25 protein-coding genes, 2 tRNA genes and 1 pseudogene are annotated in these 24826 nt (G+C 69.4%); 12 read left to right on the forward strand and 16 right to left on the reverse strand.

What is annotated here, in order from left to right; translation table 11 throughout:
* Positions 1-10 precede the first annotated feature (10 nt).
* Positions 11-1222, forward strand: a complete 1212-nt coding sequence (locus ABDW59_RS12825) for an FAD-binding oxidoreductase (RefSeq protein ID WP_343630230.1) — start codon at positions 11-13, stop codon at positions 1220-1222.
* A gap of 58 nt (positions 1223-1280) precedes the next feature.
* Here ABDW59_RS12825 and ABDW59_RS12830 read toward each other — a convergent pair.
* Together ABDW59_RS12830 and ABDW59_RS12835 are read right to left on the reverse strand one after the other, a co-directional pair.
* A tRNA-Thr gene (locus ABDW59_RS12830) sits at positions 1281-1356 on the reverse strand.
* A gap of 76 nt (positions 1357-1432) precedes the next feature.
* Entirely contained in the window at positions 1433-1888 is a 456-nt protein-coding gene (locus tag ABDW59_RS12835; RefSeq protein ID WP_343630231.1) for a MarR family transcriptional regulator, read from the reverse strand.
* 57 nt (positions 1889-1945) lie between these two features.
* Here ABDW59_RS12835 and ABDW59_RS12840 point away from each other — a divergent pair, with 57 nt between their 5' ends.
* Together ABDW59_RS12840 and ABDW59_RS12845 are read left to right on the forward strand one after the other, a co-directional pair.
* Positions 1946-2707, forward strand: a complete 762-nt coding sequence (locus ABDW59_RS12840; protein ID WP_343630232.1) for a siderophore-interacting protein — start codon at positions 1946-1948, stop codon at positions 2705-2707.
* Between the two features lie 84 nt (positions 2708-2791).
* On the forward strand, positions 2792-3184 hold the full coding sequence (locus ABDW59_RS12845) for a VanZ family protein (protein WP_343630233.1): 393 nt from the start codon (positions 2792-2794) through the stop codon (positions 3182-3184).
* Here the strand turns inward: ABDW59_RS12845 and ABDW59_RS12850 are convergent.
* Positions 3156-4004: a LuxR C-terminal-related transcriptional regulator gene (locus ABDW59_RS12850; protein ID WP_343630234.1), complete on the reverse strand. Its 849-nt coding sequence runs from the start codon at positions 4002-4004 to the stop codon at positions 3156-3158. The two genes, ABDW59_RS12845 and ABDW59_RS12850, sit on opposite strands and share 29 nt — an antisense overlap.
* A 229-nt stretch (positions 4005-4233) precedes the next feature.
* Between ABDW59_RS12850 and egtB the strand changes: the two genes are divergently transcribed.
* The gene (egtB, locus tag ABDW59_RS12855) at positions 4234-5511 is read left to right on the forward strand and encodes an ergothioneine biosynthesis protein EgtB (protein ID WP_343630235.1); all 1278 of its coding nucleotides are present in this window, start codon (positions 4234-4236) and stop codon (positions 5509-5511) included.
* A complete protein-coding gene (gene egtD / locus ABDW59_RS12860; RefSeq protein WP_343630236.1) occupies positions 5508-6422 on the forward strand; it encodes an L-histidine N(alpha)-methyltransferase in 915 nt (304 codons plus the stop codon). The genes egtB and egtD overlap by 4 nt, the downstream gene beginning before the upstream one ends.
* 48 nt (positions 6423-6470) lie before the next feature.
* Here egtD and ABDW59_RS12865 read toward each other — a convergent pair whose 3' ends face one another.
* The 7 genes from ABDW59_RS12865 to ABDW59_RS12895 form a co-directional block, all read right to left on the reverse strand.
* Positions 6471-6899, reverse strand: coding sequence for a hypothetical protein (locus ABDW59_RS12865; protein WP_343630237.1), 429 nt, complete (start codon positions 6897-6899; stop codon positions 6471-6473).
* A 63-nt stretch (positions 6900-6962) separates the two neighbouring features.
* Positions 6963-7142: a hypothetical protein gene (locus ABDW59_RS12870; RefSeq protein ID WP_343630238.1), complete on the reverse strand. Its 180-nt coding sequence runs from the start codon at positions 7140-7142 to the stop codon at positions 6963-6965.
* Positions 7143-7266: 124 nt separating this feature from the next.
* On the reverse strand, positions 7267-9240 hold the full coding sequence (locus ABDW59_RS12875; RefSeq protein WP_343630239.1) for a hypothetical protein: 1974 nt from the start codon (positions 9238-9240) through the stop codon (positions 7267-7269).
* Between the two features lie 146 nt (positions 9241-9386).
* The gene (locus ABDW59_RS12880; protein ID WP_343630240.1) at positions 9387-10139 is read right to left on the reverse strand and encodes a long-chain N-acyl amino acid synthase; all 753 of its coding nucleotides are present in this window, start codon (positions 10137-10139) and stop codon (positions 9387-9389) included.
* A gap of 399 nt (positions 10140-10538) precedes the next feature.
* Complete coding sequence (locus ABDW59_RS12885; protein ID WP_343630241.1) at positions 10539-11918, reverse strand: lyase family protein; 1380 nt, start codon at positions 11916-11918, stop codon at positions 10539-10541.
* A gap of 161 nt (positions 11919-12079) precedes the next feature.
* Positions 12080-12817 carry a SapC family protein gene (locus ABDW59_RS12890; protein WP_343630242.1) on the reverse strand — a complete coding sequence of 246 codons (738 nt, stop codon included), beginning with the start codon at positions 12815-12817 and terminating at the stop codon, positions 12080-12082.
* Entirely contained in the window at positions 12814-14115 is a 1302-nt protein-coding gene (locus ABDW59_RS12895; RefSeq protein ID WP_343630243.1) for a hemolysin family protein, read from the reverse strand. Before ABDW59_RS12895 ends, ABDW59_RS12890 begins: the two co-directional genes overlap by 4 nt.
* Before the next feature lie 99 nt (positions 14116-14214).
* Here ABDW59_RS12895 and ABDW59_RS12900 point away from each other — a divergent pair, with 99 nt between their 5' ends.
* The 4 genes from ABDW59_RS12900 to ABDW59_RS12915 all read left to right on the forward strand — a co-directional run bounded on the left by ABDW59_RS12900 (position 14215) and on the right by ABDW59_RS12915 (position 17111).
* Positions 14215-15045, forward strand: coding sequence for a symmetrical bis(5'-nucleosyl)-tetraphosphatase (locus tag ABDW59_RS12900; RefSeq protein WP_343630244.1), 831 nt, complete (start codon positions 14215-14217; stop codon positions 15043-15045).
* A gap of 31 nt (positions 15046-15076) precedes the next feature.
* Positions 15077-15166: transfer RNA gene (locus tag ABDW59_RS12905), tRNA-Ser, on the forward strand.
* 162 nt (positions 15167-15328) lie between these two features.
* Positions 15329-16105 (forward strand): hypothetical protein, encoded by a 777-nt coding sequence (locus tag ABDW59_RS12910; RefSeq protein WP_343630245.1) that lies wholly within the window; start codon positions 15329-15331, stop codon positions 16103-16105.
* 73 nt (positions 16106-16178) lie between these two features.
* Entirely contained in the window at positions 16179-17111 is a 933-nt protein-coding gene (locus ABDW59_RS12915; RefSeq protein ID WP_343630246.1) for a cyanophycinase, read from the forward strand.
* A 60-nt stretch (positions 17112-17171) separates the two neighbouring features.
* On the opposite strand, the pseudogene ABDW59_RS12920 reads toward ABDW59_RS12915, so the two are convergent.
* A pseudogene (locus tag ABDW59_RS12920) lies at positions 17172-17279 on the reverse strand (flavodoxin family protein); the annotation flags it as partial.
* A 4-nt stretch (positions 17280-17283) separates the two neighbouring features.
* On the opposite strand from ABDW59_RS12920, the gene ABDW59_RS12925 reads away from it, so the two are divergent.
* The 3 genes from ABDW59_RS12925 (at position 17284) to ABDW59_RS12935 (ending at position 19688) form a co-directional block, all read left to right on the forward strand.
* Positions 17284-17544 (forward strand): hypothetical protein, encoded by a 261-nt coding sequence (locus ABDW59_RS12925; RefSeq protein WP_343630247.1) that lies wholly within the window; start codon positions 17284-17286, stop codon positions 17542-17544.
* Positions 17545-17704: 160 nt separating this feature from the next.
* Positions 17705-18127 (forward strand): tripartite tricarboxylate transporter TctB family protein, encoded by a 423-nt coding sequence (locus ABDW59_RS12930; protein ID WP_343630248.1) that lies wholly within the window; start codon positions 17705-17707, stop codon positions 18125-18127.
* Positions 18128-18137: 10 nt separating this feature from the next.
* A complete protein-coding gene (locus tag ABDW59_RS12935; RefSeq protein WP_343630249.1) occupies positions 18138-19688 on the forward strand; it encodes a tripartite tricarboxylate transporter permease in 1551 nt (516 codons plus the stop codon).
* 257 nt (positions 19689-19945) lie between these two features.
* Here ABDW59_RS12935 and ABDW59_RS12940 read toward each other — a convergent pair whose 3' ends face one another.
* From ABDW59_RS12940 to ureE, 5 genes are all read right to left on the reverse strand, one after another.
* Complete coding sequence (locus ABDW59_RS12940; protein ID WP_343630258.1) at positions 19946-20728, reverse strand: SDR family oxidoreductase; 783 nt, start codon at positions 20726-20728, stop codon at positions 19946-19948.
* Between the two features lie 173 nt (positions 20729-20901).
* Complete coding sequence (locus tag ABDW59_RS12945; protein ID WP_343630250.1) at positions 20902-22554, reverse strand: hypothetical protein; 1653 nt, start codon at positions 22552-22554, stop codon at positions 20902-20904.
* 146 nt (positions 22555-22700) lie between these two features.
* Entirely contained in the window at positions 22701-23393 is a 693-nt protein-coding gene (gene ureG, locus ABDW59_RS12950; protein ID WP_343630251.1) for an urease accessory protein UreG, read from the reverse strand.
* Positions 23390-24091 carry an urease accessory UreF family protein gene (locus tag ABDW59_RS12955; RefSeq protein ID WP_343630252.1) on the reverse strand — a complete coding sequence of 234 codons (702 nt, stop codon included), beginning with the start codon at positions 24089-24091 and terminating at the stop codon, positions 23390-23392. The genes ureG and ABDW59_RS12955 overlap by 4 nt, the downstream gene beginning before the upstream one ends.
* Complete coding sequence (gene ureE, locus ABDW59_RS12960) at positions 24075-24698, reverse strand: urease accessory protein UreE (RefSeq protein ID WP_343630253.1); 624 nt, start codon at positions 24696-24698, stop codon at positions 24075-24077. Before ureE ends, ABDW59_RS12955 begins: the two co-directional genes overlap by 17 nt.
* Between the last annotated feature and the right edge of the window lie 128 nt (positions 24699-24826).

Consider the following 24826-nt stretch of genomic DNA (forward strand, 5'->3'; position numbering starts at 1 on the left):
GGCGCGTCACATGCAGGATCTCTCCTTTGATTTCATCGTCGTCGGCGGCGGGATGGCGGGCCTGTCCGCGGCGGCCGAGCTGTCGCGGCATGCGCGGGTCGCGCTGGTCGAGCGCGAGTCGCAGCCCGGCTATCACGCGACCGGCCGCTCCGCCGCGCTGTACAGCGAGCTCTACGGCAACGCCGCGATCCGCGCGCTGACACGGGCCAGCCGCAGCTTCTACTTCGACCCGCCGCCGGGCTTCGCCGCCTATCCACTGGTGAGCCGGCGCGAGACCATGTACTTCGCCGGACCCGACGAGGAGCAAGAACTCGACGCGTTGGAGGATTCGCTCGGCCCGACCAGCGGCCTGCAGCGGCTGAGCGTGGCACAAGCGCTGGCCAAGGCGCCGGTGTTCCGCGAGGGCTATCTGCGGGGCGCGCTGCTGGAGACGGGCTCCGCGGACATCGACGTATCGGGGCTGCTGCTGGGCTACGCGGCGCAGGCGCGGCAGCACGGGGTCACGTCTTGCTTCGGCCGCGCGGTGCACCACATCGAACGCGTCGGACTCGACTGGCGGATCACGCTGGGCGGCGGACACGGCGGGCACGGTGGACAAGGCGGTCCGACCGGGTCCGCGGAGGACGGCGTGCAGCGACTGAGCGCGCCGGTGCTGATCAACGCGGCCGGCGCCTGGGGCGACGAACTGGCCGCCTTGGCCGGCGTGCCGGGTGTCGGTCTGGTGCCGAAGCGGCGTACGGCCGTGCTGATCGAGACGCCGCGCGAGCTGTCGGCGCACGCCTGGCCGGCGGCCGTCCATGTCGGCGAGCAGTTCTACTTCAAGCCGGATGCGGGCCTGCTGCTGCTCTCGCCCGCCGACGAGACGCCCTCGCCGCCCTGCGATGCGCAGCCGGACGAGTTCGACATCGCCGTCGCGGTCGACCGCTTCGAGCAGGCGACCGGCGCGCAGGTGCGCAAGCTGCGCGGGCGCTGGGCGGGGCTGCGCAGCTTCGTGGCGGACAAGACGCCGGTGGTGGGCTATGACGCGGACGTGCCGGGCTTCTTCTGGCTGGTCGGCCAGGGCGGCTACGGCATCCAGACCGCGCCGGCGATGGCGCGGCTGACGGCGGCGCTGGCGCGGGGTCAGGTCATGCCGGAGGACCTCGCGGCGCAGGGCCTGCGGGCCGACGCGTTGACGCCGACCCGGTGCCGGGCGACCACACCCTTGACCGAGATAGGCTGAGCGCCGGCTAGCGCCCAAAGAAAAAGCCGCTTGGGGAAACCCAAGCGGCTTTTCAGATTGGTGCCGGTGAAGAGAGTCGAACTCCCGACCTTCGCATTACGAATGCGCTGCTCTACCAACTGAGCTACACCGGCGCTGTCGCGAACAACAGAGTCAAAGAGTATAGATCAACTTTTTGAGGTCAGCAAGTCCGCGCGGATTTTTCTTGCCTCACTCGTCGCCCAGATTGGCCTGCACCCGCTTGAGCAGCGCCATCAGCTGCTGCTGCTCCGCGGCGCTCAGCCCCGTCAGCGCATGCGCGCTCACCTGCCGCGCCTGGCGCCGGAGCTCGCGCTGCACCTGCTCGCCCGCGTCGCTCAGCCGCAGCCGGACCTGGCGGCGATCGGCCTCGTCGGCCTCCGCGTCCAGCAGGCCCTTGTCCCGCAGCCCCTTGATCAGCCGCGCCAGCTGCGCCTTGTCCCGCCCGCTGTGCTGCGCCAGATCGCTCTGCGTGCCGCCCGGGTGACGGTCGAAGAAGCCCAGCACCTTGCCCTCCATGTGCGTGATGTCGCTGGGCCCGTCGCGCAGGAAGCGGTACTGCCGGGCGCGGTACTGGTGCATCACCGTGTGGATCAGCTCCAGCACGTCGTCGTCCTTGCCCCTACGGCCGGTGGTGTTTGTTGACATTGTCAATCGTTTTTCGCAAGATGGTGGACATTGTCAACGAAAAAGAGCCCCACCGCAATGACCTCCGACACCCCCGCCCTCGCCCCCAGCCCCGCGCCGGCCGGCAGCCGCGTCCAGCGCGTGCGCCATGAAATCAAGCGGCGCGAGCTCACCGTGCTCGCCGTCGACGACCTGACGCCCAACTTCCGCCGCGTGACCCTGGGCGGCGACTCGCTGTCCGACTTCATCAGCGCCTCCTTCGACGATCACGTCAAGCTGATCTTCGGCAGCAACGGCGACGCCCCCGTGATGCGCGACTACACCCCGCGCCGCTACGACAACAAGGCCCGTGAACTGGTGCTCGAGTTCGCCCAGCACGGCGACGGCCCCGCCGCCGAATGGGCCGCCCGCGCGCAACCGGGTCACACGCTGACGGTCGCGGGGCCGCGCGGCTCCTTCGTGATCCCGACCGACTTCGACTGGCACCTGCTGGCCGGCGACGAGACCGCCCTGCCCGCGATTGCGCGCCGGCTGGAGGAGCTGCCCGCCGGCACCCGCGCCCTCGTGCTGCTGGACGTGCCCGAGAGCGACCGCCGCGCCCTGCAGAGCCGCGCCGAGCTCGATCTGCGCTGGGTCGACGGACCGGATGCGCTGCTCGCCGCCGCGCGCGCGCTGAGCCTGCCCGCCGGCGAGGGCTACGCCTGGTGCGCCGGCGAAGCCGCGGCGATGGCCGAGCTGCGCCGCATCCTGGTCGACGAGAAGGGCCACGATCGCCACGCCATCCGCGCGGCCGCCTACTGGAAGCGCGGCGCGATCAGCCATCACGAGAACCTGGAGTGAGGCGGGACCAAGCCCTCGGTCCCTCACGGATCGATCACGGCCCGCATGGCACACTGCGCCCGCCCGAACCGGAGGCGGGCCGACGTGATCGCTGCTGTCCTGCATGACCCGCGCTGGCGCGCCGCCTGGCGCCTGCTGTTCCTGATGCTGATCGGCGTGGTGAGCTGGCTCGCCTTCTCGCCGAATCCGCCCCCCGCCGCCGATCTGGGCTGGGACAAGGCCAATCACTTCGCGGCCTTCGCGTCGCTGACCGTCGTCGCCTTGCAGAGCCTGCGCGCCGGCCGCCGTCGCGTCTGGATCGTGCTGCTGGCGATGCTGGGCTACGGGATCCTGATCGAGATCGTCCAGGCCCAGATCCCCGGCCGCGACGCCGATGTGCGCGACGTCGCCGCCGACATGGTCGGCGCCTTCATCGGCGTGCTGTTGCACGGCGCGCTCACGCGCCTGATCAAAGGACCGTCGGGTCCGGCTCGCTGAGTTCGCGGCGCGCCATCGCGATCGCGACGGCCTGGGCGCGGTTGTTGGCGCCCAGCTTGCGCAGGATCTTGCGCACGTGGTTCTTGACCGTGAACATGCTGATCCCCAGCTGGATCGCGATCCCTTCATTGCTCAAGCCCGCGCGCAGGCCCTCGACGATCTGCTGCTCGCGCGGCGTGACGAGCATGCCGACACGGCGCGGCAAGACCTGGCCCCTCTGCTGAAGCCGCGAGCGCCGCCAAGCCGCATGCAGCGCGGGCGTCAGCAGTTCCAGGCGCTGCATCTGTTCGTCGTCCCAGCCATCGCCCCCCAACAGGAACAGGCTTTGCGGCCGTTCTCCGTCACCGGTGACGCCGTGCAGCGCCAGCGTGCGCAGCCCCGCCTCCAGCAGGGGCTGGAAGAGCGCGGACGGCGCCTCCCGCGCCACGTCGAGGCGCACCGGCCGCCGGCCCTCGCCCCAGCGCCGGATCAGGTGCAGCCACAGGCCGTGATCGGGCGTCTCCAGCTGCGCCTGCAGCGTCGTGCCGACCGGCTTGAGATGAAAGAGCTGCGCCGTCAGCCGCGGCGAGGGCGGCACGTCGGTGGCACAGACCAGCAGCCGATGCGGCAGCAGCGTCTGCAATCGGTTCTGGCTCCAAACGAAGAACTGCGCCGGCGTGGCGGGCTGGCGGGCGCTCCACATCGCCTCCAGCAGGCGCTCGCCGAGCACCCGTTCCTGCAGCCAGGCCAGCGGCAGCGCGTCGCCGGCATCAGCGACGCGATCGGTGCGATCCAGGCGATCGGAGGACGGGGGCGTCGGGAAAGGCTGCGTCATGGACATGGGGCGATGCGAGAGCCGGGTCGCCCGCAGCCTGCCCGCCCGCGATGACGGCGAGATGAACGATTCGCGAAGGATCCCGGCGTGGGTATCCCCCTTGCCCACCTGACACCGGCTGGCAGCTGTGCCGGCCCGCCGCGCGCAGCGAGCGCCCCGCGGCGGGCACGGCCCAGTCAAATCGGCTACCGTTCAGCAGCGGTCCGCCTCCCCCGGATCCGCAGGAGTTGCTTGCATGTCGGATCACGATCTGCCGCTCGCCCGGCGCGATCTCGCGCGCCGTTTCGATGCGGTCCGGCGTCACACGCTGACGCTCGCCCAAGTCTTGTCCGTCGAGGACCAGGCCGCCCAGTCCATGCCCGACGCGAGTCCGGCCAAATGGCACCAGGCCCACACGAGCTGGTTTTTCGAGGCGCTGTTGCTGCGCCCTTTTCTCGACAGCTACCGGCCGATCGACGAGTCCTATCACGTGCTCTTCAACTCGTATTACGAGGGCTTGGGGCCTCGCCATCCGCGGCCCCAGCGCGGTCTGCTGACGCGGCCCTCGTTGGACGAGGTCCGTGCTTATCGGCGCCATGTCGACGAGCAACTGCATGCGCTCATTGCGCGCGCCGGTGACGAGCAATGGGCCGTGATCGCGCCGACGCTGGAGCTCGGCCTGAACCACGAGCAGCAGCATCAGGAGCTGTTGCTGACCGATGCGCTGCATCTGCTGTCCTGCCACCCGTGGCGGCCGGCGATGCGGGCCGGCGAGCCGGCGCGCTTCCCGGAATCGCGCGCCGAGTGGATCGCGCATGCGGGCGGGCTGGTCGACATCGGCCATGACGCCGCCGCGCCAGGGGCAGGCTTTGCCTTCGACAACGAGGGGCCGCGTCACCGCGTCTGGCTGGAGCCCTTCGAGATGGCCAGCCGCCTGGTCACTTGCGGCGACTTCCTGCGCTTCATCGAGGCCGGCGGCTATCGCGAGCCGCGCTGGTGGCTGTCCGACGGCTGGGCCACGGTGCAGGCGCAGGGCTGGCGCGCGCCCGCCTACTGGCTTGCGCCGGAAGGCGACGGCCACGGGGATGGCGACGGAGATGGCGAAAGTGCCGGCTGGTCCGTCTTCGGGCTGCAGGGCTTGAGGCCGCTGGACCCGCACGCGCCCGTGATGCAGCTCAGCTTCTACGAGGCGGCCGCCTACGCCGAATGGGCCGGCGCACGCCTGCCCTCCGAGCAGGAATGGGAGGCCGCGGCCGCCCTGCCCGGCATGGCGCAGCTCGACGATCAGGTCTGGCAATGGACCCGTTCGGCCTATCACCCCTACCCGGGCTTCCGTCCGCTGGAGGGCGCCGCTTCGGAATACAACGGGAAGTTCATGGTCGGCCAGCTGGTGCTGCGCGGCGGCAGTCTCGCGACACCGGCCGGACACACCCGCCCGACCTACCGCAACTTCTTCCCGCCGGCCGCGCGCTGGCAATTCAGCGGGCTGCGACTGGCCCGCGATGCGCGTCCGCGCACGGAGACCCAGGCATGAGCAGCTTTGCCGACGACCTGCACGCGGCGCTCGCCGGACCGGTGCGCGAGATCTCGCCCAAGTACTTCTACGACGCCGAGGGCTCGGCGCTGTTCGAGCGCATCTGCGAGCTGCCCGAGTACTACCCCACGCGCACCGAGCTCGCGCTGCTGCGGCGGCATGCGCCCGAGCTCGCCCGGCGCATGGGCCGCGATGCGCAGCTGATCGAGTACGGGGCCGGCGCGCTGCTCAAGGTTCGCCTGCTGCTGGAGCGCGCCGAGCGCCTGCACAGCTTCGTGCCGGTGGACATCTCCGGGCCGCACCTGCTCGCGGCCTGCGAGGCGCTGCAGACCGAGCATCCGGCGCTGCGCATCCTGCCGGTGGTCGCCGACTTCACCCGCATGCATGTGCTGCCGGATCCGCCGAGGGACGGTCGCCGCATCGGTTTCTTCCCCGGCTCCAGCATCGGCAACTTCGACCCGGCGCAGGCGTTGGAGTTCCTGAAGCTGCTGCGCGAGGAGCTCGACGGCGGCGCGCTGCTGATCGGCGTCGACCTGATCAAGGATCCGGCGCTGCTGCATGCGGCCTACAACGACGCGCAAGGCGTGACCGCGCGCTTCAACCTGAATCTGCTGCGGCATGCGCAGCGCGAGCTGGGCCTGGAATGCGACGCGGCCGGATTCGACCATTACGCCTTCTACGAGCCGCGTCTGCACCGCATCGAGATGCACCTGCTGCCGCGCGGCCGGCAGCTGCTGCAGCTGCAGGGCCGGCAGTACACGCTCGCGCCCGGCGAGAGCCTGCACACCGAGAACTCCTACAAGTACAGCGTGGCCAGCTTCCAGGACCTGGCGCGCGAGGCCGGCTTCCGTCCGGCCGCCCATTGGACGGACGAGCGGGACTGGTTCAGCCTGCATTGGCTGGAGGCCTGAGCGCGACAGCCTGCCCTCACGGGCGAGCGCCTCGGCCGGCGCCGAGGATCAGCCCGGCGGGCTTGCGGCCGTCGGCGACGGAAGATCGCGGGCCCCGCGATGGTGGCGCTCGAAGTAGCGGATCGTGCCGCGCCAGGCCTCGGTCGTCGCGCGGCGAAAGGCGCCGGCGGTTGATGTTTGGAAAGCGCGCTCCATGCGCTCGTAATCGCCCGCATCGCCGGGATCCGTGTCGTCGCGCGCGACGAGGCCCAGACCGAGCGCCAGCGGGGTGTCCATCCGCTGTCCGGTCCAGAAGGACTCGAACAGCGAGTGGCCGCCGTCGTAGGTCAGCGTCATCGCCGCGGCCAGCAAGGCATCGCCGGCCGACACCGCGCAAGGGGGCGAGCCGAGCAGGCCGCGATCGCGTTGGCTCGCAAACAGATGGAGCAGCACCGAGGTGCAGCCCGACACGCCGGTCGCGAACGGAAGACCGCGCATGTGCTGCGCGTCGATCAACGCCGAGTACCACCGGCCACCCTCTGCGTCGGCAAGGCCGGGACGTCAGGTCGTGGCCGGACGCTCGACGCTGATCAGCCGCGGATGGTCCGCCGCCACCGGCTGGTGCATCAGCGTGATGCCGATGCCGCGGGAGGGGCAGTCGGTACCGTTTCGGGGTTCGCGCGGCCGAACGGGATCGAGCCACGCCGCCACGCGCGCGGTGCTGCGACGAACGAAGTCCAAGCGCCGGCTCAGGTGATCGTCCAAGCCGGCATCGGAGGCCGCGTCGGTCGATGGTTCGCGCGCGGATCCCCTGCATGCGGCAGGCGGCGCCGCGATGCGGACGCATCAGGCCGCCCGTCGACCCTCAGGCATCGTCCTTGGCGAAATGGCTGTGCTGCTTGAGGTAGGCCTGCGTGCCGGTCCAGGCTTGGTCCATCGCCTCGCGCAACCGCTCGCGTGTCTGCGGCGGGAAGCCGTCGGCAAAGGCGGCGTAGTCGGAGACGAACTCCTGGGGCGGCGAGCCGGTGTCGTCCAGGCCCAGACCCAGATTGAGCGTCCGGTCCAACTGGTTGCCGACCCACAGCGCCTCGTGCAACGAATGCCCGCCGTCGTAGTTCAGCATCATGCCGGCCGCCAGGAGGAAGTCGCGCGCGGAAGCGTTGTGCAAGCCCGCGTCGCGCAGCCCGGCGAAGGCATGCATCAACAGGTTGGTGCTGCCCGAGACGCCCGATCCGACGGGCAGCGCACGCTCGTGCTGGATGTCGAGGGAACGGGAGAACTCGGTCGCGCCCACTTCGCCGGGCTTGCCCGCCACGGTCTTTCCGACGCGGTAGACCGCGGCGGAGCGCCAGGCGGGCGTCAACGGGAGCGGGTCCACGGGTGCCGGCTGGTGCGGCAGATGGATGCCGACGCCGCGTGCCATGAGAAGCGTCGTCGACCGATCGCGCAGGGCCTGCTTCGTGATCACCCGGCTGTAGTTGGCATCGCTCGCCAGCGTCGCCGCGGGAATGAGATGTTCCTCGCCCGCCGCCTTGGCGGCATCCCGGTACGCATTGCCCGCCCAGACCATCAGGTAGGTCCGCGCCACCGCATCGTGGCCGTCGACCACCGGGCTCCGCAAGTAGTCCACCAGCGCGCGGCGCGAGGAGGGGCCGTCTCCCGCCAGGAGCAGCGGCCGCAGAGCGGGCACCGCGTTCATCCAGGGCCGCTGGTGGTCCACCAGCATCTGCCGCAGCGCCAGGCTCGCCCGTTCGGCGACGACGCTGCCTTCGGCCAGGCGCGTGGTGTAAGCCGCGCCGACGTCCTTCACCGCGCTCAGCACGCCCACGGGGGGGTGGTCGACCAGATTCGCCATCCATTGGCTGTCGAAGACCCGACCGTAAAGGTTCTCATGCAGTTGCTGGCGATTGAGCGCGGTCGCCCCGTCCTGCTGCGCGCGTCGCGGCAGTTGCTGCGCCAGCTGGAAACAGCGCCGCGCCTGCGCATGCTCCCCCAGCTGGGCGAGCCGGCCGGCCGCCGTTGCGGCCAGCCCGCGCACCGTCGCCAAGGTCGCGCCGTGCGTGGTGAAGAGCCGGCGGGCATCCCCCGAGATCCGATCGAGCGCCGCATCCCCGGGATGCCGGCGGGCGACATCGGCGATCACGCTGGCCAGATGGACCAGCACATCCGTGGGCATGCGCGGCGCGTCCCTGGGGGCCGAGGAAGGCTCGGCGCTCCGCTGGGCACGCTGGGCCCGAACGGCGAGCCGCTCGGCGACCTCGATGCAGGCGTCCTGCTGGCGATCGTCCTGCAGATGGCGGCCCGCATCGAGCGCGTTCAACGCTGCCGCGTGAGCGGCGGGGTCGGAACGCTCCAGTGCGTCGAGGTGCGCCTCCAGGGCTTGGTCCAGGCTCCCACCTCTGTCCAGTTGCCGCAGCAACTCGTTGGCGAAGCCGACTCGAGCCTGGGACAGGCGCTGCAGGTCGTCATCATTGCAGCCGGGGTGCTCTTGCGGGTGATGCTTGATCCATCCGCGTACCATCGCCCCCACCCCGAGAGACGCTCGCGCGATGCGAGTCTCCACGTCCAGCACGTGGAGCTCGGCCCGCAAGCTCGATCGCTCGTCCCAACGCAGCCCCGGCTGCGCCAGGCGGCGGTCCAGCGATCTCAGCCAGGCCTTCTTTGCGTCGTGGAACTGCGGCGTGCGATGCCGCTTGAGCTGGTTCAGCGCCGTCCGCAGCGCGGAGATGTTGTGGGAGTCCTCATGCCGCGTCGTCGCCCAGCCACTGACCACGGTACCGCGAGGCTCAGCGTCGTCCAGACCTGGCGCGGCGCGATTCAAGAAGGAAGACAGTCGCATGCAATGACCTTTCGACCGCCTGTCCTGGCGGATTCAAGGGCATCGAGTACGCAGGTCGTATCTACCGATTCGCGGACGAAACACGCGAAATGAGGAATCCTCCCGTTACGCCCCGTGCATGTGGACCCGGCGGCGTCCCGTGACGATCAGGCGTCGTAGCCGTAGACGTCCGCCAGCTTGCGCAGCAGCTCGGGTTCGTCCTTGGGCGAGAAGAAATAGGGGAAGAGCGTGCGCGAGCGGCCGTCCTCATTCAGCGAGCCGCCGTGCTTGGCGACCTGCGTGGAGCCGTAGGCCAGCGACAGGCTCATGAGCACCGCCGGCGCGCCGACGCTGCGATGCAGACGCTGCTCGCCGTGCGGCTGGAAGTCCAGCATGCGGCGGTAGAAGCCCTTGTGGCGCGGGTTCACCTCGATGACGAGGAACTCGACGCCCCAGTAATGCATGGCGTGCAGATAGGCCAGATGGAACAGGCTGGCCAGCACCAATTTGGACGGGCCTTCCGGATCGGCGGCCAGCCGGGTGAACTCGCACAGCTGCCAGCCCTGGCGGCGCATGGAGGCCATCTCTTCCGGGAAGCTCTGATCGGCGGCGAGGCTGCCGGCGTCGCGCCGCAATCCCAGGGTGGAGACCAGCCGACCTTCCCAATAAGCCCCCAGCGTGACGTCCGCCGAGCGGCTCAGCTTGTAACCCCGTGACGCGTAGCGGCGTTCCAGCAGGTCGCTGCCGGTCTGTTCCATCAGCGCACGGATCTCGATGCGGCCAAACTCGGTGTCCCGCGAAACGAGGTGGACGGAGTCCGAGCGAACAAACGGAATGTCGGCATGAACGGTCTGGAAGGCCTGCAAAGGACTTGCAGGGGCTTCCAGCTCAATTTCCGACAGATGCGCTTCGTCGCTCATTCCCAACTCCAGACTGCTTCGTTATCAAGGCGAGTCTATGGCCCACTCAAAGTAATTACTGCTGGCCCATACGATAGTTAACAAATGCGACTTTGGTCTTACGGGTCTGTACTGGGTTTAGGGGCTGGTCAATCCCCCATGCGTGCCGAACCCCGCATTTGAGGGAATCCAGTTACATGGCGGGCATGCACGAGAAATCGCTCGCAACGCCTCGTGCCGGTTCGTAGAAGCGGATACCCACGGAAGAATTCGCCGAGTCCCGACAGCCAATTCTGTTGCAGATGTAACTAGGTGTATTAAGTTCAATTAGCGAAATCAGGGGACAAGCGACACCCCTGTTTTTGCAGAAATCCTTACGCGGCACTGGGATATTTGGCTGTGAACCGCCCCCAATGCGCGTCAGGCGAGCGGTTGAGCCGCCAGCGCGTCCAGACGCTCCCGCGCCCGCGCCATCAACTCGTCGACCCGGCCGTCCGCTTGCGCTGCCACGGCGTCGATGTCGAACAGCCCTTTGAGCTCGGCCGATGTCAGCGCGGTGGCCGGCAGGTCGCCGACGTCGATGGCGGCATCCAGCAGCTGCTCCAGCGTCCCCTGCCCCTGACGGACCCGATGTATCAGATCCCGGACAAAGGCGCCGGTCCGTTGGCGGCCCAGGCGCGGGAGCAGCAGCAACTCCAGGCGCTCGCTGGCCACCAGGCCCTGGCGGTCCAGCACATGCCCGCGCATGCGGTCCACGCGCACCACCGGCTCCGCCATCGCGCGGGTCAGCGCCTGCACCGCCGCATGGGCGCTGCCCATCAGGCCGCTCCAGTCGGCGAGCTCCGCCTGCTGCTGGCCCAGGCCGCGCTCATGCTCCTGCGCCATGCAGGCCAGCAGCCCCGACACCCGCTGGGGGGCGCGCTGCACCGCCGACAGCGCCTGCAGCGCCGCCACCGGATTCTTCTTGTGCGGCATGGTGGTGCAGGCGCCGTAGCCCTCGCCCGGCGGCTCGTTGAGCTCGTCGATCTCGGCCTGGGCCATCAGCGCGAAGTCCTGCGCCAGCTTGCCCAGGTTGCCGCACAGCAGACCGACCTCCAGCCCAAGCCGCAACCAACGGTCGCGCTGCGTGTGCCAGGCCATCTCGGGCGCGGGCAGGCCGAGCTCCAGCGAGACCGCCTCCAGCACCTCGCCCGCGCGATCGCCGAAACCGTCGAGCGTGCCGACCGCGCCGCCCAGCTGCAATTGCAGCGACTCGCGGCCCTGCTCGCGCAGACGCTCGGCGCTGCGCAGCAGCGGCATCAGCCAGTTCATGAGCTTGAAGCGCAGGCTGATCACCTGCGCGGGCTGCATCATCGTGCGGCCCAGTAGCGGCACCGCGCCGTGGCGCTCGGCCAGATCCAGCAACTGCCCGCAGAGCAGCTGCAGGTCGTCGTCGATCAGGCGCAGCGCCTCGCGCGAACGCATCGCCATGGCGGTGTCCACCAGGTCCTGCGCCGACGCGCCGCGGTGCACGTAGACCGCGGCGGCGGGATCGAACAGCGCCACCGTCTCGCGCAGCCTTTGCACCATGGGCAAGGCCAGGCTGCCGCTGCGCGGCGCGGCGGCGACCAGCGCCTGCACGTCATAGAGCTCGGCGCGGCACAGGCTGACGATCGCCTGCGCGGCGGGCGCGGGAATCAGACCCGCCCCGGCGGCCGCGCGCGCCAGCGCGGCCTCCACATCCATCATCGACTGAACCACCGCGGCGGGAGAGAACACCGTCTCCATCGCGGCGGAAGACAAGAAAGCCTCGAACAACATCCAACGTCCTCGTGAGGGGTGTGGATGCTATCGAGGCTTCCTCGTACGCCGTACTCAAGCAAACCCGCTTGGGGTTCGCCCGGGCCGGCTTTCGCCCGGGCGTGGGTCCCTGGTCCGAGGGACGCCGCGCGCCGGTCGGCGTCGTCGCCGGCGCCCGGCGATCAGGCCGGCACGTACATCTGAGCCAGGCGGCTCATGTGACGCAGCGACAGACGGTGCATGGTGATCAGCTCCATCAGGCCGTTGCGATGCAACTCCAGCACCTTGTCGTCGGGCAGCTCGGACAGGGCCTTCTCGTTGATGGTCATGAAACCGTCGACGTCCAGCTTCTCGCCGCTGGGCAGTTGCGCCTCGAAGCGCATGTCCTGCAGCACGTTCAGCTGGGCCAGCACTTCGCAGGCCTGGCGGGTGCGCTCGGCCTCGATCTCGAAGTTTTCGCAGAACTGCTTGGCGTTGAGCAGCAGCTCGCTGGCTTCGCCGTCTTCCTTGAACAGGGGCTCGCCCTCGGTACCGGAGAAGGCGCCCGAGTCGATGTCCATGCACAGCGCCATCTCGTTGCTGTCGTCGCTCATGCGCGCCATCGCGAACGGGTAGCGGCGGATGTAGGCCGGCAGATAGCGGCCTTGCCACTGGTCGTCCTTGATGAACACATTGCTGCCCTGCTTGAGGCCGAAGACCGCCAGGGGGGCGATGGCGGGGTTCTGGCCTTCGCCGGCGCCCACGCGCACGAACACGATCGGGTACTCCAGCGCCACGTCGGCCATCTCGGCCACTGCGATGAACAGCGAGTTCAGCGGACGCAGCCGGTCGATCGCGGACACGCCCGTCTTCATGCGCGTAGTCTTGTGCTGGACCCGATCCACGGGCACCAGATTCGTATACATCGGGGGGTTGCTCATTCAGTCACTCCATCGTCTGCCAGTCTCGAGACCAGCACCTTGTCCACACGCTTGCCGTCGAGGTCGACCACCTCGAATCTCCACGCGTCCCACTCCACCACATCGGCCGTGCGCGGCAGACGCCCCAGCAGCAGCATCACCATGCCGGCCAGGGTGTTGTAGCGCCCACGATCCTCCTCGGGCAGTTCCTTCAGTGCCAGGCGGTCCTTCAGCTCGGTCACCGGAATCAGGCCGTCCATCAGCCAGCTGCCGTCCTCGCGTTGCACCGCCCAGGCGTCTTCGCCGTCGGGCGAGTTGAACTCGCCCGCGATCGCTTCCAGCACGTCACGCGACGACACGACACCCTGCACTTCGCCGTACTCGTCGACGACGAACACCAGCGGGGTTTCCGTGCCGCGCATGTGCGCGAGCAGCTCCATGCCCGACAGCGTCTCGGGCACGAAGACCGGGGCCTCAAGCCCCGTCGACAGATCCAGCGACTCGCCAGCCAGCGCGCGCGCCAGCAGATGCTGCGTGCTGAGTACGCCCACCACGTCGTGCAGCCCACCGCGGCAGACCGGGTAGCGGCTGTAGCCGTGGGCGCGCAGGATCTGCAGCACCTGCTCGGGCCGGTCGCTCGCGTCCAGCCAGGCGATCTCGGCGCGCGGAATCATCATCGAGCCGATCTGGCGCTCGTCCAGCCGGAAGACGTTGCGCACCATCTGGTGCTCGTGCTCCTCGATCACGCCGGCGTCCAGCCCCTCTTCCAGGCTGGCGGCGATCTCTTCTTCCGTCACCGCGCGATTGGACTTGCCGCCGATGCCCAGCAGCTTGAGCGTGAACTCGGTGCAGAAGCTCAGCAGCTTGACGAAGGGCCGCGTCACCAGCGACATCACCTCCATCGGGGGGGCGACCAGGCGGGCGACGGTTTCGGGGAACATCTGGCCCAGGCGCTTGGGCACCAGCTCGCCGAAGATGATGGTCACGAAGGTCAGCACCATCACCACCAGCCCGATGGCGGTGATGTCCGCGGCACGGTCGGTGATCGGGAAGTGCCCGCGCAGGAACTCGGCCACCGGGCCGGAGAACGCGGCCTCGCCGACGATGCCGTTGAGCACGCCGATCGAGGTGATGCCGATCTGCACCGTGGACAGGAACTTGGTGGGATTCTCGTGCAGGTCCATGGCGGCCTGCGCGCCGGCCTCGCCGCTCTCCACCATGACCTGCAAGCGTGCCTTGCGGGAGGCCGTGAGGGCCATCTCCGACATGGCGAACAAACCGTTGAGCAGAATCAGGAAGAGGACTAGGGCGGTATCCATTGACAGCGCGGACTGGGGGTTTCCCGGAGTCGCGCCCAAAACACAAGGTCGGCAAGGTTAGCAGACCCTGGGTGACATCGACACCGCACAATCCCCCGCATGCATTACCTCATCGGCGATCTCCAGGGCTGCTGCGACGCGTTGGCCCGGCTGCTCGAGAAGATCGATTTCTCCCCTTCCCGCGACCGCCTCTATCTGCTGGGCGACCTCGTCAATCGCGGCCCCGACTCCCTGACCACGTTGCGCCGGCTGCAATCGCTGGGCGACGCGGCGCAGTGTGTGCTGGGCAACCACGACCTGCATCTGCTGGCCATGGCCGCGGGCGTGCGGGCCCCGCACAAGGGGGACACGTTGGACGCCATCCTGAACGCGCCCGACCGCGAAGCGCTGCTGGATTGGCTGCGCCGCCAGCGCCTGGCGATCCGGTCGCAGGGCTGGCTGATGGTGCATGCGGGCGTGGTGCCGCAATGGGACGCGGACCAGACGCTGGCGCTGGCCGACGAGGTCCACGCGCTGCTGAGCGGCCCGGATCTGGCCGACTTCCTCCCCCAGATGTACGGCAATGAGCCCGACCGCTGGAAGGACGAGCTCACCGGCGTGGAGCGGCTGCGCTTCATCATCAATGTGCTGACGCGGACCCGCTTCTGCAACGCCAAGGGCAAGCTGGACTTCAAGACCAAGGAAGGTCTGGGCACGGCGCCCGAGGGCTTCATGCCCTGGTTCGACGTGCCGGGGCGGCGCACCGCGGGCCATCCGATCGCGTTCGGCCACTGGTCGACGCTGGGACTGGTGCAACGGCCCGACTTGCTGGCGCTGGACACCGGCTGCGTCTGGGGCGGCGAGCTCAGCGCCGCGCGCGTGGCCGACGGCCAGGTGCTCGAAATCATCCAGGTGAAGTGCGCGCAAGCGCGAAAGCCCGGGGCGGACTGAGCCGCGCATACAATGCGCGCCTTCCCTCCTGGGAGACGTGGCCGAGTGGTTTAAGGCAGCGGTCTTGAAAACCGCCGAGGGTTTGCGCCCTCCGTGAGTTCGAATCTCACCGTCTCCGCCAGTCGCGGCGGTCTTGCCGCGACCGCGACCGCGACGGCGCCCGCCCCAGCTCGTCTCTCGTCTTTTTCCCCGCTTCGCCGCTTGTCCGAACGATGGCGAGCTTGCGCCAAGGCCCCCGCGAACCGATCCAGAATCGGAGCGTCACATCCTTCAGGAGAGGCCCATGCAGATGAACCGCACGCACATTCGCAAGTTCCCCGCCCTGGCCGCCGCGTGTGCGCTGGCCGGGCTGTCGATGCCGGTCCTGGCGCAGTCGACGCCGGCCGACGTCCGCGACCTGGTGGGCGCGCGCGCCGCAGGCGCCGAATCGCAGCTGTTGTCTCGCGGCTACGTGTCCGCCGGCGGCAGTCAGGGCGACGACCGCAAATGGACCTACTGGTGGAACGAGCAGCGCGGCGTGTGCCTGTCCGTGACCACGCGCGAGGGCCGCTACGACGCCATCGTCGCCACGCCCGCCCCGGATTGCCGCCAGAGCGCCGCACGCGGCGGCGGCGCGCCCGAGTTCCGCGACCCGGGCCCGCAGGACGGCTACCGCGAGCACATCGCACTGGTGTGCTACGGGGAGGGCCACAAGCTCGGCAACGAGCTGAAGTCGGGCTACGAGTACGACACCGACAAGCGCAAGTACGTGGCGCGCAGCGGCGTGGAGCTCAAGAAGCAGGACTACGACACCTCGCTGACCATCGACATCAACGGCGAGCGCGGCCGCATCCGTCCCGCCAAGGAGATGGTCCCGCCGATTCATGCCGACAACGAGGACGGCTGGTTCCCGATCACCGACCTGAACGTCTCCCGCGACTTCATCCGCGGCGCGTTCAAGCTCAACAACTTCAATCAACCCAAGATCACGATCGACCGGCGCAACGGACACATCGCGCTGGACGGCATGTCCAAGTTCAGCGGGACTTGCGACTCGCTGGACAGGGACCGCAAGTTCTGACGCCCTTCTCGATCGCGGCACCGCGGCCCGATCCTCGCGATCGACACGGCGCCCCGCCCCTCACCTGCCGAGCATGGCCCCTTCCCTTCCCGCCCGTCCCGCCCTCCTCGCCCTGATCGGCGGCAACGAGGACCGCCTGACCCCGGGCGCCGTCCTGCGCGAGCTGGTCACCGCCGGTTTGGCCGAGCGCCCGGCCGCACGTCCGGCCGGCGCCGCGCTCAAGCTGGTCGTGCTGAGCACCGCCAGCGGCGAGCCCGAGTTCCTGTGGTCCCAGTACGAGCCCGCCTTCCGGTCGCTGGGCGCCGAGCCGCGCTGGCTGGACATCCGCGACCGCGCCGCCGCCGGCCGTCCCGAGGCGCTGGCCGCGTTGGGCGACGCCGATCTGCTCTTCATGACGGGCGGCGATCAGGAGCGTCTGGTCGACGTCATCGCCGGTACGCCGCTGCATGCGCTGATGCGCGAGCGCCATGCCCGCGGCGAGCTCGCCATCGCCGGCACCAGCGCCGGCGCCTCGGCGCTGGGCGCGCACATGCCGGTGGGCGATCTCAACGAGCAGATCGTCGCGCTGGGCCAGCCGGAGTCGCTGCATGCGGCGATGGGTCTGATGCCGGCGCTGGTCATCGACCAGCATTTCGCGCAGCGCCGGCGTCACGCCCGGCTGCTGCATCTGGTGACGCTCTCGCCGCGTCATCTGGGCGTGGGCATCGACGAGGACACCGCCCTGCTGATCCGCCCCGGTCGCGGGCTGCGCGTCGTGGGATCCGGCGCAATCACCGTCATCGACGGCTCGCGCGCCAGCGAGCGGCGCGAGGGCGGTGCGCCGACGTCGACATCGGCATCGACCGCAACGTCGACATCGGCGTCCCTGGCCGCCAGCCTCGACCCGCGCGCGGTCGCCATCGAACAGCTGGGCTTCTTCCTGCTCCCGAGCGGCTGCGCGTTCGAGCTGTCCAGCCCGTCGCTGCCAGCGCACCTGCACCGCGTGCTGCACGTCATCGCCGGCTGAAACCGGAACGGCGTGGGGCACGATTACGGTCCCGAGCGCGTATCGGATCGCGACAAAGTCTCAGCCCGCGACGTGCGCCGCAAAGCCGCTGAGCGCGGGCGCCACCTCGTCGCCGAGCTGATGCCCGTCCGGATAGTCGCCGCCGTTCTGCGCGCGGAATGCGATCGGCGCCATGCACCGCATGGGTCCGCAGCACCGACATGCCGGGACGCTCTATCACGAGCGCCACGTCCTGATCGCGCGCCGCGGTCATCCGGTCGTGAAGGGCAAGGTGTCAGTCAGGGGCTTCGCGAAGCTGGAGCAGGTGATCGTCTCGCCGGCCGGCGGCGCGTTCTCGACGCCGGTCGACCACGCGCTCGCGGCGCTGGGGCATGAGCGTCAGGTCGTGCTCTCGGCCGCGTCCTTTCTCTTCGTGCCGGACATCGCGTCGTGATGACGCTGTCTTGATGCGTGTTTAACGCAGCCTTGACTTGAAGCTGTCGGAAAGCTGTCCCGTCGCACAAGGCCGATGGATTCTGCGGTTAACGCGTATGACTTCGCGGGGCGTCGCCGGAAACATGAGCGCATTCCGTTCATTCACCTCCGGTGCGTCCATGATCAACCGCTCCTTAGCGCGAGGCATTTTCCTCGCCGCGGTCGCCCTGTTCTTCGGACTCGGCGCGCTGCGTTATCCCATCGGCCGCATGGACCACGCCGGTCCCGGCCTCTTCCCGCTGATGATCAGCGTCCTGCTCGGCCTGGTGGCCCTGGCCACCATCGTGCGCGGCATCGTCGCCGGCGGTCCGGCGATGAGCTTCCAGTACAAGAACATCGGTCTGGTGCTGGGCGCGCTGTGCGCGTTCTCGCTGGTCTCGCGCTGGGTCAACATGTCCGCCGGCATCGTGGTGATGGTCTTCATCGCCACCGCCGCGGGCAGCAACTACTCCTGGAAACGCAACATCGTGATCAGCGCCGGCCTGCTGGCGATCGCCTTCGTGTTCCAGAAGTTCCTCGGCCTCAACCTGCCGCTGCTGTAAGGACCTGGCCATGGAAATCCTGCACAACCTCGCCTTCGGCTTCGAGCACGCGCTGACCTGGCAGAACCTGATGTTCTGCGCGATCGGCTGCGTGGTCGGCACCCTCGTGGGCCTGCTGCCCGGACTGGGCCCGCTCGCCACCATCAGCGTGCTGCTGCCGCTGACCTACTCCATCCCGGTCAACGGCGCGCTGATCATGCTCGCCGGCATCTACTACGGGGCCCAGTACGGGGACAGCGTCAGCGCGATCACGATGAAGATCCCGCACGCCAGCTCCATCGTGGCCTGCATCGACGGCTACCAGATGACCTTGAAAGGGAAGACAGGCTTGGCCCTGTTCACCGCGGGCATCTCCAGCTTCATCGGCGGCACCGTCGCCATCGTGGTGCTGGCCTGCCTGGCGCCGACGCTGGGCGAAGTGGCCTTCCTGTTCGGCCCGGCCGACTACTGCGCGCTGATGTTGCTGGGCTTTCTGTGCGTGAGCTTCGTGACCACCGGCAGTCTGCTCAACGGGCTGGCGATGTGCCTGATCGGCGTGCTGTTCGGCCAGATCGGCACCGACGTCAACTCGGGCATGGAGCGCTACACCTTCGACATGCCCTTCCTGGCGGAAGGCGTGGGCCTGGTGAGCATCGCGCTGGGCTGCTTCGGCATCGCGGAGATCTCCAAGAACCTGGACGCCAAGAACGAGCGCACGCCCTTCAACGGCAAGATCCACCTGATGCCCACGTGGCCGGAGTTCAAGCGCATCATCCCGAGCGCGCTGCGCGGCAGCGTGGTGGGTTCGGTGCTGGGCATCCTGCCCGGCGGCGGCCCGACGATCGCCCAGTTCGCGGCTTACGCGCTGGACAAGAAGGTCAGCAAGTACCGCCACGAAATCGGCGACGGCGCGATCGAGGGCGTGGCCGGTCAGGCCGCGGCGGACGAGTCGGCGGCTCGCACCAGCTTCATTCCGCTGATGTCCATCGGCATCCCGGAGAACCCGGTGATGGCGCTGATGATGGCGGCCTTCATCATCAAGGGCATCCAGCCGGGTCCCAACATGATCGGCGGCCACCCGGACATCTTCTGGGGCCTGGTGGCGTCGATGTGGGTCGGCAACGTGTTCCTGGTGGTGCTGAACGTGCCCCTGGTGCGCTACTGGCTGTCGGTCTTCAAGATCCCGTACAACGTGCTGTTCCCGTCGATCCTGTTCTTCTGCTGCATCGGCACCTTCAGCGTCAACAACAACCTGGACGACATCTTCGTCACCGCGGCCTTCGGGCTGGCCGGCTACATCTTCATGCGGCTGGACATGGACCCGGCTCCGTTGATGCTGGGCTTCATCCTGGGCCCGATGCTGGAGGAGAACTTCCGCCGGGCGATGCTGATCAGCCGCGGCAAGTTCGACGTCTTCGTGCAGCGGCCGATCAGCGCGACGCTGCTGGGCATCATCGCGGTGTTCATCGCGTGGCAGTTCGTCGCGTTCTTGCTGGCGAATCGCAAGGGGGCGAAGGGCGCGAGCAAGGGGGATGACCACGACAAGGATGAACGCGGGGATCCGACGCCGCAGATTGCGTGAGCGACAGGGCGCCTGAGCGACCGAGGCGTTCCACCCTCCCACCCTCTCCCCCGCCCTCTCCCGCCCCGCGGGAGAGGGAGTGAACCGCCCCGCGGGAGAGGGAGTGAACCGCAGCGCGGGAGAGGGAGTGAACCGCAGCGCGGGAGAGGGAGTGAACCGGCACCGAGAGAGAGCGAGAGAGAGAGTGAACGAGCACCGCGCTGAATGCCCCCTCGCCCGCTTGCGGGAGAGGGCTGGGGAGAGGGTCTTCGGCCCGCTCAAACCTTCTTGATCGACACGCCGCCGTCCACCAGCAGCGTCGCGCCGGTCATGAAGGATGAGGCCGGCGAGGCGAGGAAGAGCACCGCCCGCGCCATCTCCTCGGGTTCGGCGATGCGACCCAGCGCATGCAGGGCCGCGACCTTCGCGAGCGCCTCGGGCGTCGCGTTCATCTCGCGCGCCATGGGCGTGTCGGTGCCGCCGGGCAGCAGCGCGTTGACCCGCACGCCGTCCGCCGCAACCTCCACGGCCAGCGCCTGCGTCAGGCCGATCAGGCCCGACTTGCCCGCCGCATAGCAGGCGGCCCCTGGGAAGCCCGCCGTATGGCCGACGAAGGTCGAGGTGAAGATCAGCGACCCGCCACCCCGCGCGCACAGCGCCGGCAGCTGGTGCTTGGCCCCCAGGAAGGCGCCGGTGAGGTTGACGTTCAGCGCCTCGGTCCAGGCGGCCAGGGTCACGTCTTGCGTCGGTCCCAGCGGGCCCATCGCGCCCGCGTTGTTGAAGGCGATGTCCAGGCCCCCGAAGCGCGACTGCGCCAGCGCCACCAGCGCCTGCGCGAAGGCCTCCTCACGCACATCGCCGGCAAGCGCGGCGGCATGGCCGCCCTCGGCCTCGATCTCCCCCACCAGCGTCTCCAGCTCCGCCTGGCGCCGCGCGCCGACGACGACCGCGGCGCCTTCCCTCGCGAAAAGTCGCGCCGTCGCGCGGCCGATGCCGCTGCTGGCGCCGGTGATCAGCGCGACCTTGCGCTTGAGGCAGCCGGAGACGGGGATTGCCTGCATCGTCGCGGACTCGGTCGACGCCGAGGTCGAAGCGGGGGCGCAGACGGACGTGGATGTCGCTCGTTGAAGGTCGTGGCTGTCGTGGCTCGTCATGAAGAACTCCCTGGGGATAGAAGAAGCCCGCAGTCTTGTGCCGCACGCCGCGCCTGTCTCGCCGGATGCGGACGTGGAATTCAGTTCGCCGCCTCGCGGTCCTGACCACGCTCGGACAGCCCCTGCACGCCACGAGCGTCGCGCTCATCAATCGCATCCGTTGCCGTGGTCGCCGGTGTTGAAGACGGCGGAGCGGGGCGCGCCACCGATGTCCGACGCTGCGTCAACGACGCGCTGCGCGCGCGCGGGCTGCCCCTGACATAACCGATCAGCTCGCCGTCGTTCGACCTTGCACCCGCGACGGCCGGCTCCGCCTGATTGCCGGCGTACTGGCGCGGCGGATCCTCGCCGCGATGCGCTTCCTCCAAGGTCTGCAGCACGGCGCCGCGCGCATGCAGCGGGTCGGTCCAGACCGCATAGCTCAGCGCGGTGGCGCCGAAGGCCACGGCTTCCGTGATCCAGTCGGCGGCCAGATCGGCCCGCTCCGCGCCCAGCGTCGCGGCCAGCGCAGCCGGCAGCATGTGATTCGCGCTGAGCGACTGGTACAGCTGCCCGATGGTGAGCACATGCGCGCTGCGCGCGCTCATCGTGTCCCAATGCTGCTGCGATCGCAGCGCTCGCGCGAGGTCTCCGCTGCCGATACGAACCCGCGGCTGCGAGCCCTGACCATGCCGGGCCAGATGCTGCGCGCCGACGACCACCAGCATGTCGAGCAGCTCGAAGGCGCCGTTGGCCAGGCCGCGCATCGCGCAACCGGAGGCCAGCGGATGTCCCGCGTCGTCACCGTCCGCGACCGCATCGGGGAAGGCCAGGAAGATGCGGCTCAGCATCAACTGTCCCAAGGCATAGGCGAGCACGCTCGCGGCCAGCGTCACGCGCGTGGGCCCGGTCGGGGGATCGGTGCGCAGCGGGACACGGGCCTGCACGGTGTCGCGCATCAGCGGGTAGAGCAGCCCCGAGGCCACGCAGTGGCCCAGGCCCATCACTGTTCCCGTGGCGACGCCCAGCGCGGTGACCGCCGTCTGCTGAGACATCGCCACGCAGCGCGCGAGCCGCGACGCCGCCGTGGCGCGCCCGCCGCGCTCGTCCCGGATGAACAGCGCGCCCTGCCCGATCGCCGGCAGCATCAGGCACACGCAGGACAGCACGGTGCGGACGACTTCGGCCGGGCCCTGGCGCAGCGCGAGCTCCAGCGCGCGGCCGACGGCCTGCCGCACCATGGTGGGCAAGGCCACGGCGATGAAGTTGCGCGCGCCGCCGTGCGCCAGATTCAGCGTCGCCCGTCCGATCGGTCGCGCATCCAACGAGCGCAAGATCGAGGTGGCCGAGGCGGCCGCCGCGTCGATCGCCGTCGCGGTCCGGGACAGCGCGGCCAGCGCCGCCCGCAAGCAGACGGACGGTCGTTCGCGGTCAGCCGCGGGCGCCGCCTCCAAGCGCTGCTCGACCGCCGCTCGCAGCGCCGCCGGCAGCTGCGCCGGATCGCCTTCGACGAGGAAATGATCGATCCGCGCCTCGTCGGATCCTGGCGGGGTCGACAGATCCGCGTCGCGAAGCAGGTCGCGCGCGAGCGCCACGGCCTCCCGCTGCCCGACACCCCCGATGCGATCGGCCTCGTCGTCGATCAGGGCCGCGTCGGATCCGATCGAGGCGCAGGAGCTCTGCGAGGCCAGCGCCGGCCGACTCGTGCTCCCTGCGCGCTGGGGATCACCCCGGTCTTCAAGGGAATCCCCCACCGACGCATCGGTCGAGGCGACGGATGACGTCGAGGAAGTGGAAGGCGTGGCGCGTTGCATCGCCGTTCAGTCCGCAAGCGCCGGATGCGGGGTTCTTCGCCCCTTCGGGCGTGGTCGCGGGACACGCCGGCATCCCGCAACGTCCCTCAGCCTTGGCCGAGCATCCCCTGACGCTCGATGAAGGCGACCACTTCGTCCAGGCCGCTCAGCGTCTTGAGGTTGGTCATGACGAAGGGCCGCGTGGGGCGCATGCGCTTCGTGTCCGAGGCCATTACCTCGAGGTTCGCGCCGACGTGCGGCGCCAGGTCGGTCTTGTTGATCACGAAGAGGTCGCTCTTCGTGATGCCGGGGCCGCCTTTGCGCGGGATCTTCTCGCCGGCCGCCACGTCGATCACGTAGATCGTCAGATCGCTGAGCTCGGGACTGAAGGTCGCGGCCAGGTTGTCGCCGCCGGACTCGATGAACACGACGTCCGCGTCCGGAAACTGCGCCAGCATGCGGTCGATCGCCTCGAGGTTGATGGACGCGTCCTCGCGGATCGCAGTATGCGGGCAGCCGCCGGTCTCCACGCCCATGATGCGTTCGGGCGGGAGCGCGCCGCTCACCGTCAGCAAGCGCTGGTCCTCTTTCGTGTAGATGTCGTTGGTGATGGCGACGAGGTCCCACTTGTCGCGCATCGCCTTGCAGAGCATCTCCAGCAGCGTCGTCTTGCCCGATCCCACCGGACCGCCGATGCCCACGCGCAACGGCGGCAGCCGCTTGGCGCGACCGGGGATGTGGTGCAGGGGCGAGGCGCCGACGGCGCCGCTCGCGGCGGAGGTCGTGGAGGTGATGCTCATGATCGGAAGAGTCGGGAGTACTGGGTTTCGTGGCGCGCCGCCAGGATGGACAGCATGGGCGCGAAGAGCTGCCGCCGCGCGGGCGGCGTGGCGATGGCTTCGGCGACCGCGGCGGGGATCTCGCGGGCCAGCCGCGTCAGCACGCGCTGGCCGGCGGTCTGCCCCAGGGGGACGGCCTTGAGCGCGGCCTGCACCTGGTTCTCGGCCCAGCCGAAGGCCTGCGAGGACAAGGCCTGATCGGCCGGCACGTCGACGATCGCCAGCGCGAGCGACATGACCAAGGCGTAATGGGGAGCCGCGTCGCCGCAGCAGTCGACGAGGCACGCCAGTTGCGCCGGCGATGCCATCGGCTGGCCGCGCAGCCAGGTCAGCAACGATTGCCCCATCTGCCCGCTCTGCAAGCGGGCCTCGGCGGCGTCGCGGGTGATGCGCAGCCAGCGCGCGAGATCGCGGAGCGCCTCCTCGTCGTTGGCGCGCCAGGCGAGAATACCTTGCGCAATCGCCGCAAGGTCGCCCCGCGCAAGCAGTCCGAGTTGCTGGCTCAGCCAGTGTCCGGCGCTGACGTCGTCATGCACAAGGCCGTGCTCGACGGCCGCCTCCAGCGCCTCCGAGTACGAGAAAGCGCCGATCGGCAAGGCCGGCGACGCCAACCAGGTCAGCCGCAGCAGCGGCGGGACCGGATCAGTGATCGTGTCCACACCCGGGGCCGTGCACATGCGGGGCCGGCGCGGCATTGATCGCGATGGTCTTGCGGACTTCGTGCTTGTGGCCATGGCCGTGGCCGTGGCCGTGATGCTCGTGGCCATGGTCATCGCCATGGTCATGCCCATGGTGACCCTGTCCATGACCGCCCGCCGCATAGGCGCCGGCCTCGGGCTCGAAGGCCTCCTCGACCTCGGTCACGATCAGATGCATCGCGCGCAGCATGTCGGCCAGCACGTGGTCGGGCTCGATCTTGAGGTGATCGGGCTGGAGCTCGATCTGCACATGGCGGTTGCCGAGGTGATACGCCGCCCGCACCAGATCGAAGGGCGAGCCGTGGGCCGTGCAGGCGGTGATGCGCAGCAGCGTCTGCGGCGCGGCGATCACCCGCACCAGCGAGCCGTCCTCGCCCACCAGCACGTCGCCGCCGCGCACCGCGGTACCGCGCGGAAGAAAGACGCCCAGCTCGCGGCCCTGGCTGTCGGCGGCCTGGAAACGGCTCTTCTGGCGCGTGTCCCAGTCGAGCGTGACGGTGGCGGCGCGCTTGAGCAGCACCGGGGCCAGACCGGCGCCGCGCGCCAGCAGTTTGGAGACTTGGATCATCAGAACAGGAAGTAGCGCTGCGCCATCGGAAGCGCCGTGGCGGGCTCGCAGTGCAGCAACAGGCCGTCGGCGCGCACCGCGTAGGTCTGGGGGTCGACCTCCATTCGCGGGGCATAGGCATTGTGGAC

The sequence above is a fragment of the Roseateles sp. genome, from assembly GCF_039595295.1.
Taxonomy (GTDB): Bacteria; Pseudomonadota; Gammaproteobacteria; order Burkholderiales; family Burkholderiaceae_C; genus Roseateles.